We start from the raw sequence: 17,312 nt of genomic DNA on the forward strand, positions 1-17,312 counted from the left end.
GCTTTAGGCAATCAGTTTAATATGATGTATAAAGTTTAGTTTTACTTAGCTCTACTTACAGTAAGTTTGCCATTAACTTTACTAACGTTTTTAACCTTTAAAGTTGGCTCACTTACACCACAGTCATGTATTATTTGCTCTAAGTTTTTAAACTCTTTTCTTTTTATAACTGCTTCAATTTTATATCTTCTGTCGCCATTAATTCCCCGTGCTAAGTAGTTATTAACCGAGTAACCCTCAGTCCTTAACATTTCAGCAATAGCAATCATTTTGTTTTTATTTTTTACAAAGATATCTACTTCTAAAATTCCCAAAGCTAAACGCTCTTCAAACTTGTTACCTATAAAAACACCAAGGGTTTTACCAAGGGCATAAGCTATTGTAAAGTGAATTCCATTTGAGCTAGTTACCTTAGTAACAACTGTTGCAAATATCATGGCATCAATAAATACTACTATATAAACAGGATTCATAATTTTTTTAGACATTAAGATAGTTTTTAGAGTGGCTAACACATTTGTAAATGATGTTATCAAAAAGAGTCCTATTAAAGCCACTAATAATTCTTGGTTCATATTTTCACATCCTCTCATTAAAATAAACTTGAACCATACCTATAGAACACCTATAGGCATTAATAAATAAACCTGTTAAAGTTAACGGGCTAATTACTATTAAGTTAAGCGAGTTTTAAGGAAATTCATCTGTGAAAAGAGTGGGGCTTACTTCATATAAAATGAAAAGTACATATAATTTTGAATAAAACGATAAGATTAAATGCAAAAAATTAATACTCTGTGTCCTTACTAACTTCTTATTAACATAACATCGAGCATCATAACACAAATATAAAGGTGTGTCAAGGATTAATTTCGCTATTACTAAAAAAAATAGGCTTGTTAATAAACAAGCCATTGAGTAATGTGTTAAGAAGAGTTGAGATAGAAAAAAATTAAAATATAATAAGATTAAGGGAAATCGAATATTAATGCATTATGGTTTTTTTGCTTCTTGAAAATAGATTTAACACTAATATTTTACAATAAATACAAAAATAATTCAACAATAATACCTAAATTAAATGAAATAGTTTTTCCTTTACATTTAGGTTAACTTTGTTATACTAAACAACTAGAACAACATTTTTAGGTAAAGTGTTGATGAACCATTATAAAACTGAAATAGGAGCTTATTATGAAAACAAAGACAATAGTAGGTATTACTATAGGAGTGCTAATATGTTTATTCATATCCGCCTTTTTTGTTACGCCACTTATTAATAATGTTGTTTTAAATAGGTTTAGCACGCAAATAGAGGATATCAAACTACCAAATCATACAAGTATTTTAAATATTAATAGTATTTGCGGAAAACTAACAGGTAATGGTAATGGTATGGACTTTTTAAGCTGTGCTTTAATTAAATCTGAGTTATCCTTGCTAGAATTACAACAGTTTTTTAGTAATATAAAGTTTAAAAATGCTAAAAAAAGTAGATATTCTGTAAATGTTGATGTTGTTAAAACCAATAGTTACAAACTGAACAGTATGTATTTAGAGCATGGTGAATTAGTGTTTAACTGTATAAAAAATGAATCTAGTTATGATAACTTATACTATGTAGTAATTAGTGATAGCGGATACCCTACCTTCTTTGATTTAAGAGGCCATTAGCAAAGGAGATAGTAGGAAAATAGATTTTTTAAATTGCTGGCTGTCTTTTTTTATAGAATTGTAATTTATACACATTAGCTAAGTATTCAACTGAATCGTTAAGATAACAACAATTATAAATAGTGAATGTGTCTCCGTACCGTTCATCAAAATGTTCTAGCTGATATTTAATAACTATTTTTTATCTGCTCCTTTGTTAACTTTTAAGATTACTCCATATTTCTCTCACTTTATCTTCATCTTTAAAATAATCAACTTCTTTACCGTTTTGCAATACTTGCTTGGTACTTAAGTTAGCCATTTTACCTGAATCAGGGTATTCACATAAATCAAAACCCATGTTAGTACAAATATCTAAAAAAACGCAAGATTCATCGCTGTGATTATACAGTTGATGAGCACTAGTTTCTCCCATTTCAAAAAAAACAATATCCCCTTGCGAAATTTCAGTTATGCCTGTAGTAGTACGTAATTGGGCTTTTCCACTTAAAATAACAAACATTTCTTCTGCATTATGATGATAATGATAGGGGTAAGAAAATTTATCAGAATTAAGACAACGAATACTAAAATTTAAGTGTTTAGCATTAACTAATTTGGCTAAATTACCAGCCGACATCCATGAAAAGTCAGCACATCTTTTTTGGTTGATTTGGTATTCTACTGAATCCTTATTAAAAATTTTAGGCATAATTATACATCCTTCCTTTAGCTTAAACTATAAGTTTATTGTAAAAAACATTGAGTGGTAAAGAATAAAATTATAACTGTTAGCTTATAACACTGTTTACCTAGTAAAAACATTTATAAACATTATAAAGCACTAAACAAGCTTTTTAAAATTATTAATATTGTTTTTGCTTTTTTATTGACAAATTAAGTAAACAGTAATATATTACGTATATATATAATAGTTCTACTTATACTAGGGGTGATTTTATGAATGACTTAGAACAAAAAAAGTTCTTGTTTGGTACTATTTTTTTACTTGCCAATAAGCTACAAACTATAGGCGACAAACATTTGCAGGGTAACATTACTACAAAACAGTGGTTTTTAACTGTAATTGTCTCTCAGTTTTTGGACAATAATCCTTCATTAAGTGAGGTTGCAGAAGCGATGGGTAGCTCCCGCCAAAATGTAAAACAGCTAGCATTAAAGTTGCATAAAAATAACTACCTGCAATTTGTTAAGCAAAAAGACGATAGTAGAATAACTGCCTTAAAACTAACAAAAGAATATGAGCAGTATTGGAGTAATCGTAAAAACAAAGATCAGCAGTTTATACTGGCTTTATTTGAAGATTTAAGTGTAGAAGAGCTTAATGTAATGTACACAGCATTTAATAAGCTAGTTAATAAGCTAAAAATCTTAAATAATGAAACGGAGAATTAAAGTGAAAACATTAATACTTTATGCTACTAAACATGGCGCAACAAAAAAATGTGTTGATAAGCTGGTAAAAGATTTAGGAGCTGATGTTACCGTAATCAACCTTAAGCAGAGTGCCATTATAGATATAAATAATTATAAAAATATTATTATTGGTAGCCCAGTATATGCTGGTAGTTTGTTAAAAGAAGTAAAGGAGTTTTGTGTTAGTAATTTGGGTGTTTTGCAAAGCAAAAAAATAGGTTTGTTTATTAGCTGTATGAAACATACGGGAGGTTTACAGCAACTTAATAACGCTTTTCCGCATGAGCTTACAGAGATTGCTATTGTCAAAAATAGCTTTGGTGGAGAAATAAGATATAGTGATATGGGCTTTATTCAAAGAAACTTAGTTAAGTTAATTATGAAAACTGCTGCTAAACATAATCCTAAAGAACCAGTAATGAGTACTAAACAGAATATCTTAAATATTGATGAGCAAGCAATTAGGTTATTTTCAGATAAATTTAAAGTTATGGCTTAAAGAAAATAAAAACCGCCTATGATTTGTTTAGTTTAAAGCTAATATTTACTCTATACTATTAATTATTGGTTTTATAATTGGTCGTACAGTGTTTTAGGCACTATTTTACTACCAATAAAAAACAGGGGGTTACTATTATTAAGTATAATATATTAGGAAATACTGGCATAAAAGTTAGTGAAATAGGACTTGGCTGTGAACACCTAGTAGGTTTGCAATATAAAGAGGTTAAAAATATAGTTGACACAGCTATTAATAGTGGAATAAATTTTTTAGATATTTTTATGGCAGAAGCAAGTGTCAGAAGTAATATTGGTAATGCTCTTGCTGGAAGAAGAAAAGACATTGTAATTCAAGGACATTTAGGAGCAGTAATAAACAATAATCAACCAGCGGTATCAAGAGATTTGAATAGTGTTAAAAGTTTTTTTGATGATTTTTTAACAAGAATGAAAACAGACTATGTGGATATAGGCTATTTGCATTTTGTTGATAGGCTAGAAGAGTTGCAGATAATATTAGATGGCTCTATTGCTAAATATGCTTTATCTTTAAAAAAGTCAAAAGTAATACACTTAATAGGTTTAAGTACTCATAATATAGATGTAGCAATTACTGCTATAAATAGTGGACTTATAGACTGTTTAATGTTCCCCATTAATCCTGCTTTTGATTTAATGCCTAAAAGCCAAAATATTTTTGATATCTTTGATAAGGAAAAACACGCAGTTAATAATTGGTATACAATGCAAGTAGAAAGGCAAAAGCTCTATGATTTATGTTTAGAAAAAGAGATAGCTTTAGTAGCTATGAAGCCTTTAGGTGGAGGAATGTTATTAAATAAACAGTTATCACCTTTTCAAATCCCCTTAAGTGTACAGCAATGTATTGAATACTGTTTAAGCAATACTGCTGTTACAACAGCTATGGTGGGCTGTAAAAATGTAAATGAAGTAGCTAATCTTAAACAGTACTATAATATAATAAAAAATCATACTAATGTTTTTGATGCCTTGGCTAGTTCTAGTTTTCAAAAAGATAAACTAAACTGCATGTATTGTAATCATTGTTTACCTTGTCCACAACATATTGATATAGCCGCTGTTATAAAATACTATGACATAGCAAGAGTCAGTGAGGGTAAACATAATTATATTGCCAACCACTATTTTAATCTTAAACATAAAGCATCCGATTGCATAAAATGTTATAAATGTGTAGAAAGATGCCCTTTTGGCATAAAAATTGTAGATTATATGACTAATATAACAGAATTTTTTGGGCAGTAGTTACAGAAAAGGCAGACCCTGTTTTGTTATAGAATTGATTTGGCTATCACATTAGTAGTTCTTGAACCTACCAATGTAACAGCCCCTTTAAGTTATAACATATATGACCTTTTATATGCAGCTAATATTTATTTTCTAAAAATACTTTTATTTCCTGTAGATATAAGTGAGTATTCGAAATACACATCTCACAATGTTTTTTGCCAGTAAAAACCCTTATATTGGTAGTAGGCTTAAGTGCTAAAATAGCATTAGCATACTTTTTACCCCAAAACCATTCTTTAGAGCCATACCAGTACGCTATATGTGTTTTGCAGTTGGCAAAAGATTTTGGTAGGTAATAGTTAAAGACAGATAAATGAGCATTTTTACAGGATTGCTCGCTCATGTTTTGTCCAATTTTTATAATCTCATTAATGAGTATATCTGAGTAAAAGGTTTTACTAAGAAGTTGTTTAATATATTGGGGATTTTTTTTTATTTTTGATATTTGCTTAAGCCTTGTCTTTATTCCATAACTTAAAACTATTTTGCTCATTTTTACAACAGGACCACAATCTATAATTGCATGAATAACCTTTAATTTATTTTGAACTAATATATCAATAGCAATTGTTCCTCCAAGTGAGGCTCCGCAAATTGCATATACCTGCTTTCCGTAACTAGCTAAAACATAATCTGCAATTTTAGAGGCAGAATGTTGTACGGATGTAAAGGTAGTATTATTATCTAAATCGTGACCTTGTAAAATAGGGACAATTACATAATAGTCTGTTTTTAAGCGGTCTATGTATTTTTGCCACATTTTCCAAGAAATTCCATATCCATGTATCAAAATTATTGCTTTATTGTTGATGTTACCAAACTTTAAAAATCTCATATAAACCTCCATCTTATAAATATTGTAGTTGATAAGTAGCTTGTTTAATATAGTTTAGTATTTTTGTAGATTCAGCATACATCTTATCTAGTGTATAGTTTTTATAATAGCTAGAATCTATGATACCTTTTCCGCACCAGTCAATCATTCTAAATAGTAACCCTATATCTGTCTCAGGTTTAAATTTACTGTAATCCGCATTTTTATAAATTTGCTCTACATAATTGCTGTTATTTGTTATGTTTATCTTGCATATTTCGGTAGCTACCTTTAAATTTTGTTCCTCATTAGCTCTTTTTATAAACTGATATAGTTTGGGGTATTTTTTGTACAATTTAATTTTGATAATCATTCCTTGTTTAGCTAAATCAAAAAAATCAGTATTATTAAAATTAAACATGTTTTTAACATCAGCATTTAAAGTTTTAAGACAATATCTGTATATATGTAGGTAAAGGCATTGTTTATTCTTAAAATAATGAAAAAGGGAACCTTTAGCTATTCCAGCCTTGTTAGCTATATCATCAGTAAGGGCATGTTTATAGCTTTTATTAGCAAAAACAGTTAGAGATGCATTTATAATATTTTGCTGTTTACTTTTATCCAATTTATAAAAAAAACTATTCATATATAAGTCCTTTCAGTTGATTTACTTGAATTATTCCATAATGACTACAAAAAACAACCCGCTACTTAACTTATATTATAAAAATAAAAATGTATAATGCGCTTAAGATTATGGTAATTGGATTTTAATAGGTAAGGTATACATTACATGGAATGAGACTTTACAATAAATATTTAAATAATTAATTAACTATACAAATATGCTGAGGTGTACAGAATATTTTTTATAAATGTATTTAATTAAAGTCATTAATCATTTATTAATATGTTTAGATATAAAAGCAATGAAATTAGTAAGTGTCTTTACTAGCTCATTGCTTAAAAGATGAATTTTTGGACTTTCAAATTTTGTATTGAAATTTATAAGAAAACACAGTTGTTTTTTTATTGTAAATAGTCTATTACATTAGCTTTTTTATTTCTGCTAATATACAACAACCCCTTATTATAAATAAAAGTATCAATTTAAGTGCTCAGGCCACTTAATATGATTCCAAACTAAACATTTTAGGTCAATAATGATATTTGTATTCACATAAAAACTATAGTATTCATTTTTTAGGGACATTTCGGTTTTATGCATTGAGTATCCAATTCGAGCTGCTAAGGCAAACTCTTCATAATTGTTATATTTTGAAAAGGCTATTTTGGCTATTTCATTAACATTTTGCAGTGTTTCATCAATAGAAATAATATTTAGCACTGCTGCTAAGCGACACAGGGTAATGGCATTAGCTAAATAATAAGCATATACATTGTTTTTAGGTATGCTATCCAGATTAGCAAACATTAAAGACAAGTATTCTTTAACGTTTTTATCATCTGTATCTTTTATTAATTGTTCTCTTTTATCGTAGTTCATTATTTTATATTGCTGTATTTTTTTAACTAAATGTTGAGGGGGGTTATAAACTAAGTTGTTAACCTTGTATAGTAAACTCAGTTTATCTGTTACTTTGTTAAAGTTAAGTACGTATTCATAAACGCTATTTTTAGTAAACTCGTTTAACTTTTCTATGTTGTCTTCTGGAACTCCGCAAATAATAGCTTTAGGTAGTTTAAACGAAGCATTATTAATTTTTTTCCAAAATCCTTTATGTTTTTTTATGGTCATCATGTCGAATTTAGGACCAAAAGCAGACAAGGAACCTAAATATAACGCCCAAAGTTGAGTTTTATTGTTCATTTTTCATTCTCTTTTCTGCTCTGGTTTCTATAATAGCATGCACAAAGGCGTAAACAAATACGCCAATAATTAATAATGGTATTGAAACTATAAAAACAACAGCCCCTGCTGCTAAAGCAGCAAATAAGCCAATTAATACTAATATTGCAAGAGCAACATTTCTTATTACGTAAATCCAGTTATATAGTTTTTTATAACCTAACTTTATAAGTAACTTTTGTAAAGGAGATGCTAATTTATATTCTATTTCAAGGTCTGTAAGAGCATGTTTGTAATTAAAATTAGCAATAAAAGTACTTATAAATCGTTTACTTGCAAGGTAACATTTTAATTTTCCTCTAGTTGCGAAAATTGATTTTTTACTCTTTTTAGCTAAAGCTTTATAAGTTTTTAAGGCTCTTTTAAGCTCCTTTTTTTTATACATTATATTTGCTTCATATCTTAAAACATCATTATCCACATTAAAAGCCTTAAATATTTGGCAGCTTTGTAAACACTCGTCATACAGCTCTAGCTCATATTCACTCATTAGCTTAAGCTTATAAAGATTTGGGTTATTATTAAGCTCTAAAGCTTTATTGCAATTATTAATAACTGCTAAATAATCACATTCTAAAAAAAGCAAGTAGGCATTAAGCCAACACTGATAAAACTCTTCACTTTTTTGATATGATAAATTATCAAGATGTTTAAAACTAATAATATCATCATATAATGGATAGTTTACTAAAGTTACATAGGTTGTATTAGTATCTTCTAATAAAAAGTGTTCATTTAAATACTGCCAAACTGCAATACTTATGCAATAGTTTTTACCAAAATAAGAGCTTGCAAAGGCATCAACAATAGTTTCTTCATGCAAAGTTAAGCTATTAAAGAGCTCATGCCATTCAGCTACTTTACTACGTTTTGAAAAATCACAATATACCTTATCTAAAATCTTTTTGCATCCTTCATAGGTAGGTAAACTAAGGTAACTGCTAAAGTTAGGGTACTGAATACTAGGTTCTGTTTGTTTATACTGAAGTTCGGACTGCAAGCTATTACTTACATCAATTCCATTCTCTGCTACAGAACTATTGTTTTTAATTTGATGTTTAAGGTGTTTTTTAGCTTCAGTATAAGCCTGCTGAATTTCTAACATTAAAGTATGGTTATCATTATTATTAGCCTCTTTTATTAACAAAGCATAGGCCTTTTTAATTTCTTTTTGGCTAGCATCATTTTTTATATTAAGAGTTTCCCACCATTTTTTATTGCTATCCATTAGTACTGATCCTCCACAAACTCATAAAATTCTAACAAGCGTTGTTTGGCTTCCTTTATTATGGTACGATTTTGACTCTCTAGAGCCGACTCAAATAAAGATATTTCAAAGGTTATTTGATTACGTAATTCTCCTAAGGTTGTTTCATAATAACGATTACCTTTAGCTATTAGCAATAAATTTTCATCTTGATCTTTGGGGTGCAATTTTAAGCTTTCAATTAATTTTAGATGTTTTTCTATGTCTTGTTGTGATAAATTGTTTTTGTTTAGTAATATCTCTTTTTTTACTTCACCTGTATTAGTAGATGTAACCTCAACCTCTAATATTCCATTAATATCGTAGGTAAACCTTACACCAACTTCTGCTAATCCACTTGGTAGCGGTGGAACTTTAATGCTTATTTTACCTAGTTTAAGATTGTCAGAAACCATTCTACTTTCACCCTGATACACAACTACATTAATAGATTCTTGATTATCTCTAGTAGTTACATAGCTGTGTGAATAACTACATGGTACTATAGTGTTGCGTTCAATAATTGGTGAAAATACACCTGTTTTATATTCATTGGGTGTTATGGCTTGAGCTACTGCTATTCCTAAGGTAAAGGGACAAACATCTGTTAAAACTATGTCTTTTAATTCCTCATTATGAGCATTCATTGCAGCAAGTATAGCTGCCCCCCTAACAATAACTTCATCAGGGTTTAAGTAACATAAAGGAAGTCTTGCAAACAATGTTGCTAAAAAATTTTTGACAGCAGGAATTTTAGTTGAACCACCAACCATAATAATTTCATCTATGTAATCTAGTTTTATATGGGCATCTCTAATAGCTTTTTTTAAAGGTAACTTCATTTTTAACATTATATTTTTAATAACATTATTAAACTCGTCTTTAGAAATTATAGTATTATGTTCTGTGTCATTTATGCAAATATTAAATGTAGCTGTGTTATTATCACTTAATTGCATTTTGCAACGTTCAGCTAAAAATTTAAGCTTTGCTTTTTCATATGTTGTTAAAGAATTTTTTGGCACATTAATTTTAGTGCAAATATAATTCATTAATGCTTTATCAAAATCTTGACCACCTAAGTAGTTGTCACCAGCTACTGCCCTCACCTCTAAAATAGACTCAAATATCTCTAATATGGAAACATCAAACGTTCCACCACCTAAGTCTACTATAACAACTGTTTTATCATTTTTAGATTTATGTAAGTGATAAGCTGTTGCAGCAGCAGTTGGTTCATTAATTAATCTTTTTACCTTTATGCCAGCTATTAAAGCAGCTTGGATAGTAGCTTTGCGTTGTTGCTCATTAAAGTAAGCTGGAACACTTATTACAGCCTGCTCAACAGGCTCGTTTAGGTAGTTTTCAGCATCAATTACCAGCGATTTTAGTACTAATGCAGATAAATCTATGGCACTAAATTCTTTATCACCCAAATAATACTTTTTATTGGTTCCCATAAAACGTTTAAACTCTTTAGCTGAATGTTTTGGGTTATTAACTGAGAGCTCTTTAGCGACCTTGCCCACAACAACCTCTCCTGATTCTAAAATACTAACAACAGATGGAGTTAAATTATCACCTAACGAATTGGGTATAATCTCTACATTGTTATTTTTATAACAAGCAACTAAGCTATTAGTTGTACCTAAGTCTATACCTATTACTGCCATTATATATAATCTCCTTCACTTAATTTGAAAGCAGTTATTGATAAATAATTATATCATAAATTACTACTACCTAATTATTTACTATTATTAAAATATAAATTAATTTGATAATTGACTAAAATACAGCAATATAAAACTTAATTTAAAATCAACTTGTAGGCAATATTATTATACATCTTTAAAACTACTAAAAATCATGTTATAATCAAACAAACATTACTTATGTTTTAATATTAATAGATTTATGTTTGGAGGGTTTTGTATGAATAAAAGATTAAGCTATAAAATTGCTGGTATAAATGACTGTGAGATTTTAACTAACATAGCTTACTCTTGGAGTGATTATAAGCTTATGGGAGGGCAGGGTTTTAAACCAAACTATATTTATAAATGTGTAACCGAAGGTGATTTACCGCCAATTGAGGGTGCCTCAAAAGATAACTACACTATTAAAGTTATTATTGATGAAGATAGCAACAAAATTATTGGTTATTATGATTATTATATGGGTTATCCTAATGAACATACATTATGGATAGGTATGATGATAATAGCTAAAAAATATCGAAAAGCTGGTTATGGCAAAGAGTGTTTTAATAATATTATTAAAGAAGCCAAAGAAAAAGGTGCGCAAAGAATTGGTTTAGCAGTGTATTTAAAGAATTGGCCAGCCCTTAATTTTTGGTTTAAACAGGGATTTAGTAAAATTATAGGTATTTACGGCGATCAGGAATATAGTGAAAGCAATTATTCTACGATAGCCTTGCAGTTTTTAATGTAGAAAATACCTATAACAGTAATATAAATAAAAAACTAACTAGTAGCATTGTTTTCAAAATAATTATATAGGTGTTAAACTAAAAATAACATTATAGATTATTAAGAAACCAGTTTTTAACTGGTTTATGTTTGAAAAGTGAACTTTCTTTAAAAAATAGTTGATATAAAATTTTATAGGAATATAATAGATTTTAGATTATTTTTTATACAACATATTATAAATAAAATAATCAGCTAAAAAACAACTATTATAGTTGATATATTTATAATTTGTTAAAAACAAGGGAGAAAACTATATGAAATTCAAACAGGTTTTGGCTTGTATTTTTACTTTTTTACTTATGTTTAGTGTTGCTGGATGTACATCTCAAGCAGAGTATTTAGAAATGACTATGAACTTAGTTGAAAACAACCCTAGTGAACTACCGCAACTATTTGAAAACCTCAACAGCAAAACTGTTGATGAGTTTAAACTAAAGATTGATGAGCAAGTTCAAGTCTTTTTAGATAAAGGATCATATCAAGAAGCAATTGACTTACTAGAAAAATTAACTAGAGTTGATGAATTAAAAGACTACATAAATCTAAATAATATAATAATAAATAGTATTAAAGAATCTAATGAATACTTTATTAAAGGTCAAGAATACTATAGTCAAATAGCTGATGTAAAGGAATTAGCTAAAAAGCAATTAGTTATTGACAATGCCATAGAAAACTTTAACAAGGTACTTATTGATGATAAGTTGAATTATAACAACGCTCAAGATATTATGGCAGAGTTAATTCCCCAATTCAATAGTGTAGTTTCTCAAAGATATGTTAAACGAGCTAAAGAATTATATGATTCAAAAGAGTATAAACTGGCTGTAGAGGGATTAAATGAAGCATTAAAATTTAAACAAAGTAAAGAAATAAAAGAACTTAAAGAACAGTATTTAGCTAAGTTAGCTGAACATATAGAAAGTAATATAGTTAGTAACTATGATGAAATGAGCAATATTACATGGCATTATGCTAAGAATACATCTAAAACAATAGATTATTTCACATTTTATACCTATGTAGGAGAACGAGACAGTAAATATTGGCTTTGTCTCACAACAGGGTTTAGTATATCTGATTGGGTATTTTTTAATAAAATTGATGTAAAAGCAGATGAAGAGAGATTTACTATTACTTTTGATTATTTTGAAGATAAAGTAGAGGAAGTTAGCTTAAGCGGTGTACAAGAGTGGATATCTATTACTGATCCTTGTTATGATAACTTAAAAAAAATAGCTAACGCAAAAGAGGTGAAGTTTAGATTCTCTGGTGATGATTATTATAAAGATTTTAAACTCAGCTCAAGTCAGCAAAAAAAGCTTAACCAAGTTTTAGATTATTATAAGCTAAAAATAAAAGATTAGAAATAACTACAAATAAAACAACCAGCATACTAATTTGCTGGTTGTTTAGTTTATTATTAAGATTCTCTTATCACAAACTATTGCTAAATGGTATACTTAGTTTATAAGTAATATACTGCTATTAATTAATAAATAATTAACCTAGGAGGTAACTCAAAATGAACTTAGATAATGCCATTAAACAGCGAAGAAGCATTCGCAAATTTACTAATTATTATGTAACAGATGAACAGTTAAATGAAGCTATGCAAGCTGTACGTTTTGCGCCATCTTGGGCAAATACGCAGTGCTGGCACTTTATAGCTATTAGAGATAAAGGGTTAATGAAACAATTAGTAGAAGAATGTTATGCAAAAAATCCTGCAAGTAAAGCATCACTTACTAGCTCCTTAATTTTAGTAGCTTGTTATGATACTACAAAATCTGGTTTTTATAAAGGTAACTCTTGGAACAATGTTGGTACATGGGCTATGTTTGATTTAGGTATGGCATGCCAAAACCTATCTTTAAAATTACATGAAATGGGTTTAGGTAGTGTTATTGTGGGATCGTATGATAATAAAAGAGCTGCTGAAATCTTAAATATTAGTGGAGATATTCAAATTGCAGCTATAATACCTGTTGGGCAGCCTGCACAGCAACCTGTTGCTCCAAAACGCAAAGAGGTTAGCGAATTTTTACATTTAAATAAGTATAGTAAGTAATTTGGAGTAGGGGGAATATAATGCAGACTGAAAAAATGTTTAATCTCTATTTATTGGTTAAAGATTTAGAGCAAATGAAAAACCGCATGCTAAATACTTATACAAGCGATGGAAAACAAGAAAGTCTGGCTGAACATTCTTGGAGAGTAGCTGTAATGGCCTACGTTCTAGCTCAATCAGAAAAAGATTTAAATATTAGTCGAGTGCTTGAGCTTAGTTTAGTTCAGGACTTAGGTCAACTTTATTGTGAAGAGTATACTGCTAAAAATCAAGACAAAGACACGCTAAAATATAAGAACGAGTTACGAAACATTCATAAAATAGCTAGCTATTTACCCATTGCATCTTCTAAAAAAGTAATTGATTTATGGAAAGAATACAACAAAGCAGAAACTAAAGAGGCAATATTCATAAAGGCTATAGCTCAATTAGAGACAATAACCCAGTATATTCAAGCCCAAAATCCTCCTAATTATAATCCAAAATATAGTTCAAAAGAAGGTTTACAATTTACAGATCATTTTAAAACAACTAAAGAATTTAGAGCGATACTTAATGGTGAATTAAAGTATCTCAAAAAAGAGCAAGACAATCCAAAAATATAGTATAAAAATAAGTTGCCAAAAGCATTATACTACATGGTTTTGGCAACAGGGTTTTAAGTGTAAATTGTACTAAATCAACTCATTTAATATTTTCTGGAGTTTATTTAGCTTATTCAAGTTCATGTCATTAATCGTGTTTAAACTATAAGGAATATTTAATTCTTGATATTTATATACGCCTAAGGAATGATATGCCAATAACTCAACCTTTTCTATATTACTTTTATTAAAGCTATTTATTTCTTTAGCCAAACATTCAATGTGAGTTATTGAGTCGGTTAGCTTAGGAACTACAACATGTTTTAGCCATAGTTTTTTATTACTTTTTATAACAGCTTCTTTAAAGCTAAGGTATTCAGTTATGCTGTGATTGGTTATTTGTTTATAGGTATTTGCATCTTCATGTTTTATATCTAAAATGATTAAATCACAGTACTCGAGGATTTCCTCATAGTTGCCAAAGCCAACTCCACTTGTATCTATTGCTGTGTGTAAACCTTTTTCTTTACACTTTTTTAAACACTTAAGCAAGAATTTAGGCTGTGCCAATGGTTCGCCTCCCGAAAAGGTTATGCCACCACAATTACTAAAGTAGGGTTTTAGGTTTAAGGCTTTATTTACAATAAAATCACAAGTGATCTTATGACCGCTATTAAATTGCCATGTATCTGGGTTATGGCAATACAAACAACGCAGAGTACAGCCCTGAAAAAAAACAACCATTCTAATACCAGGCCCGTCAAGAGTACCTAAGGTTTCTATGGAATGAATTCTACCCATCTCTTTTTTACCTTACATTTTGCTGTGAAAAGTTCTTTTGATAATATCCATTTGCTGTTCATGGGTTAGTCTATTAAATTTAACAGCATAACCCGAGACTCTAATGGTAAGGTTAGGATACTTTTGAGGGTTATCCATGGCATCTTGCAAAATATCTCTATCTATTACATTAACATTTAAATGGTGACCCTTTAAACTAAAGTAGCCATCTAAAATTGCCTGTAAATTAGCTATTTGATGCCTTAGCTTTTTTCCTATTGCCTGTGGCACTATAGTAAAGGTATTAGAGATACCATCTTCGCAAACCCCTTTGTAACTTAGTTTTGCAACTGAGTTTAGGCTAGCTAAAGCCCCACTATTGTCACGCCCATGCATAGGGTTAGCTCCTGGAGCAAAGGGTTCGCCCAACTTTCTGCCATCTGGTGTTGAACCTGTTTTTTTACCATAAACAATGTTTGAGGTTATAGTTAATACCGATAAAGTATGTTTTGCATCTCGATAGGTTTTATGTTTTCGGAGTTCTTTTATGAACAATTCAAGTATTTCCTTGGCAATAAAATCTACTCTATCATCGTCATTTCCATAAGTAGGAAAGCTTCCTTTAACCTCAAAATCAACTGCAATATTGTTTTTTGTAATTGCAGTTACTTGGGCATATTTTATGGCACTTAAGCTGTCTGCTACAATAGATAAACCAGCAACCCCAAAGGCCATATATCTATTAATATCTATATCATGTAAGGCCATTTGACTTGCTTCGTAGGCGTACTTATCATGCATGTAATGAATTATATTCATTGTATCTACATATATTTTTGCTACTTTAGCTAAAACTTTTTTATAGTTTCTTAGTACATCTTCATATTTAAGACTGTTATTACTTAGGTTTGATATACCATCAATTATTTTTTCACCTGTTTTTTCATCTACGCCACCATTAATAGCATAAAGTAAAGCCTTAGCAATATTGCAACGTGCCCCAAAAAATTGCATTTCTTTACCTATTTTCATGGCTGAAATACAGCAAGCAATGGCATAATCATCACCATAAATCGGTCTCATAATATCATCGTTCTCATACTGTATGGATGAGGTTTTAATACTCATACTACAGCAATATTGTTTAAAGTTTACAGGTAATTGTTTAGCCCACAAAACAGTAATATTAGGCTCTGGAGCAGCAGCTAAATTTGTTAAGCTATGAATAAACCGATAGGAGGTTTTGGTAATTAAATGTCTGCCATCTAGTCCTATACCGCCAATAGACTCTGTAATCCAGTTAGGATCTCCGGCAAATAGTTCATTATACTCTGGGGTTCGTAAATGGCGAATTGCTCTTAATTTTAAAACAAACTGGTCAATTAGCTCTTGGGCGTATTCTTCTCTTATTAACTCTTGCGCTAAATCTCTTTCTATATAGATGTCTAAAAATGTGCTTACTCTTCCCAGTGACATGGCAGCCCCATTGTTTTCTTTTACAGCAGCTAAATAACCAAAGTACAAGTACTGAATTGCATCTTGAGCATTTGTTGCTGGCTTAGAAATATCTATTTTGTATTTCAAGGCCATTTCTTTTATTGCCCTAAGTGCTTTAATTTGCTCTGTAATTTCTTCTTTTAACCTAATATTAAATTCATTCATTGGCGAAGTTATTAAATTAAAGTTAGTTAATTTTTCACGAATTAAATAATCTAGCCCATATAATGCTATTCTGCGATAGTCTCCAATTATTCTACCCCTGCCATAAGCATCAGGAAGCCCAGTTAACAATCCCACAGATCTAGCCTTGCGAGTTAAAGGACTATATACATCAAAAACCCCGTCGTTATGGCTTTTACGATACTTGCTAAAATTTTTAAGCAAATTGTTTTTATCAGTGTATCCATATGCGATTAAAGCACTTTTTACCATACGAACTCCACCATAGGCATTTATCATTCTTTTTAAAGCTGTGTCTGTTTGTAAACCCACAATGAGCTCATTTTGTTTATCAAGATAACCTGCACTAAAGTTATTTATTCCAGAAAGGTTAGCTAAATCAATATCTAATACCCCTTGTTTTTGCTCTTTTTGCTGTAAAGTTACTAGCTTATTTAATAAATTTTTGGTTTTACTGGTGGCCTTTTGCAAAAAATCCTCATTGCCATTGTAGGGGCAGTAGTTTAACTGAATAAAATCCCTAACATTTATTTCAGTATTCCATTTACCTTGTTTAAAAAATCTCCATGCTTCTGCTAACATTCAAAATACCTCCTATTTTGATGTTAAGCTCAGGAAACAAAAAACCACCTGAGCTTAAAGCCCAGGCGGTCGGCATTCTTATTATTCACACTCCCTTGTGGTAAACGCCACAATTCCGCCAGTCATGTGATATTGCGTTACATTGTATATTAAAAATACTAATGTGTAAAGACATATATAAACTGTTTATGATTTTACCTACTAAATTTTTTACTATTGTTATTATTTGCTTTTTTGTTTATGTAGTATATTTAAAGGGTAAAA

The 17,312-nt window shown here is 29.7% G+C and carries 17 protein-coding genes and 1 riboswitch; of the genes, 8 read left to right on the forward strand and 9 right to left on the reverse strand.

Annotated features, from left to right (window positions below; genetic code table 11):
- Window positions 1-41 precede the first annotated feature (41 nt).
- A complete protein-coding gene (locus tag IMX26_RS16100) occupies window positions 42-575 on the reverse strand; it encodes a DUF5698 domain-containing protein (protein ID WP_195159377.1) in 534 nt (177 codons plus the stop codon).
- Window positions 576-1,194: 619 nt separating this feature from the next.
- Between IMX26_RS16100 and IMX26_RS16105 the strand changes: the two genes are divergently transcribed.
- Complete coding sequence (locus IMX26_RS16105; protein ID WP_195159378.1) at window positions 1,195-1,674, forward strand: hypothetical protein; 480 nt, start codon at window positions 1,195-1,197, stop codon at window positions 1,672-1,674.
- Between the two features lie 196 nt (window positions 1,675-1,870).
- On the opposite strand, the gene IMX26_RS16110 is transcribed toward IMX26_RS16105, so the two are convergent.
- Complete coding sequence (locus tag IMX26_RS16110; RefSeq protein ID WP_195159379.1) at window positions 1,871-2,365, reverse strand: cupin domain-containing protein; 495 nt, start codon at window positions 2,363-2,365, stop codon at window positions 1,871-1,873.
- Between the two features lie 248 nt (window positions 2,366-2,613).
- On the opposite strand from IMX26_RS16110, the gene IMX26_RS16115 reads away from it, so the two are divergent.
- The 3 genes from IMX26_RS16115 to IMX26_RS16125 all read left to right on the forward strand — a co-directional run bounded on the left by IMX26_RS16115 (window position 2,614) and on the right by IMX26_RS16125 (window position 4,878).
- Window positions 2,614-3,069 carry a MarR family transcriptional regulator gene (locus tag IMX26_RS16115; protein WP_195159380.1) on the forward strand — a complete coding sequence of 152 codons (456 nt, stop codon included), beginning with the start codon at window positions 2,614-2,616 and terminating at the stop codon, window positions 3,067-3,069.
- A gap of 1 nt (window position 3,070) precedes the next feature.
- A complete protein-coding gene (locus IMX26_RS16120) occupies window positions 3,071-3,589 on the forward strand; it encodes a flavodoxin domain-containing protein (RefSeq protein ID WP_195159381.1) in 519 nt (172 codons plus the stop codon).
- 77 nt (window positions 3,590-3,666) lie between these two features.
- A complete protein-coding gene (locus IMX26_RS16125) occupies window positions 3,667-4,878 on the forward strand; it encodes an aldo/keto reductase (protein ID WP_195159382.1) in 1,212 nt (403 codons plus the stop codon).
- A 121-nt stretch (window positions 4,879-4,999) separates the two neighbouring features.
- On the opposite strand, the gene IMX26_RS16130 is transcribed toward IMX26_RS16125, so the two are convergent.
- From IMX26_RS16130 to IMX26_RS16150, 5 genes are all read right to left on the reverse strand, one after another.
- Entirely contained in the window at window positions 5,000-5,758 is a 759-nt protein-coding gene (locus tag IMX26_RS16130) for an alpha/beta hydrolase (RefSeq protein ID WP_195159383.1), read from the reverse strand.
- A 13-nt stretch (window positions 5,759-5,771) separates the two neighbouring features.
- Complete coding sequence (locus IMX26_RS16135) at window positions 5,772-6,386, reverse strand: TetR/AcrR family transcriptional regulator (RefSeq protein WP_195159384.1); 615 nt, start codon at window positions 6,384-6,386, stop codon at window positions 5,772-5,774.
- A 459-nt stretch (window positions 6,387-6,845) separates the two neighbouring features.
- Complete coding sequence (locus IMX26_RS16140) at window positions 6,846-7,571, reverse strand: DUF1266 domain-containing protein (protein WP_195159385.1); 726 nt, start codon at window positions 7,569-7,571, stop codon at window positions 6,846-6,848.
- Window positions 7,561-8,838, reverse strand: a complete 1,278-nt coding sequence (locus tag IMX26_RS16145) for a hypothetical protein (RefSeq protein ID WP_195159386.1) — start codon at window positions 8,836-8,838, stop codon at window positions 7,561-7,563. Before IMX26_RS16145 ends, IMX26_RS16140 begins: the two co-directional genes overlap by 11 nt.
- The gene (locus tag IMX26_RS16150; RefSeq protein WP_195159387.1) at window positions 8,838-10,529 is read right to left on the reverse strand and encodes a molecular chaperone HscC; all 1,692 of its coding nucleotides are present in this window, start codon (window positions 10,527-10,529) and stop codon (window positions 8,838-8,840) included. The genes IMX26_RS16145 and IMX26_RS16150 overlap by 1 nt, the downstream gene beginning before the upstream one ends.
- A gap of 262 nt (window positions 10,530-10,791) precedes the next feature.
- Here IMX26_RS16150 and IMX26_RS16155 point away from each other — a divergent pair, with 262 nt between their 5' ends.
- The 4 genes from IMX26_RS16155 (at window position 10,792) to IMX26_RS16170 (ending at window position 14,027) form a co-directional block, all read left to right on the forward strand.
- Complete coding sequence (locus tag IMX26_RS16155; RefSeq protein ID WP_195159388.1) at window positions 10,792-11,310, forward strand: GNAT family N-acetyltransferase; 519 nt, start codon at window positions 10,792-10,794, stop codon at window positions 11,308-11,310.
- Between the two features lie 295 nt (window positions 11,311-11,605).
- Window positions 11,606-12,718 (forward strand): hypothetical protein, encoded by a 1,113-nt coding sequence (locus IMX26_RS16160; protein WP_195159389.1) that lies wholly within the window; start codon window positions 11,606-11,608, stop codon window positions 12,716-12,718.
- A gap of 158 nt (window positions 12,719-12,876) precedes the next feature.
- Window positions 12,877-13,422: a nitroreductase family protein gene (locus IMX26_RS16165; protein WP_195159390.1), complete on the forward strand. Its 546-nt coding sequence runs from the start codon at window positions 12,877-12,879 to the stop codon at window positions 13,420-13,422.
- Window positions 13,423-13,442: 20 nt separating this feature from the next.
- A complete protein-coding gene (locus IMX26_RS16170) occupies window positions 13,443-14,027 on the forward strand; it encodes an HD domain-containing protein (RefSeq protein WP_195159391.1) in 585 nt (194 codons plus the stop codon).
- A 69-nt stretch (window positions 14,028-14,096) separates the two neighbouring features.
- Here IMX26_RS16170 and pflA read toward each other — a convergent pair whose 3' ends face one another.
- On the reverse strand, window positions 14,097-14,807 hold the full coding sequence (gene pflA / locus IMX26_RS16175) for a pyruvate formate-lyase-activating protein (RefSeq protein ID WP_195159392.1): 711 nt from the start codon (window positions 14,805-14,807) through the stop codon (window positions 14,097-14,099).
- A gap of 12 nt (window positions 14,808-14,819) precedes the next feature.
- On the reverse strand, window positions 14,820-17,048 hold the full coding sequence (gene pflB, locus IMX26_RS16180) for a formate C-acetyltransferase (RefSeq protein ID WP_195159393.1): 2,229 nt from the start codon (window positions 17,046-17,048) through the stop codon (window positions 14,820-14,822).
- 52 nt (window positions 17,049-17,100) lie between these two features.
- Window positions 17,101-17,184: riboswitch (ZMP/ZTP riboswitch) on the reverse strand.
- Window positions 17,185-17,312: the final 128 nt, after the last annotated feature.

The organism is Clostridium sp. 'deep sea' (genome assembly GCF_014931565.1).
GTDB lineage: Bacteria > Bacillota > UBA994 > PWPR01 > PWPR01.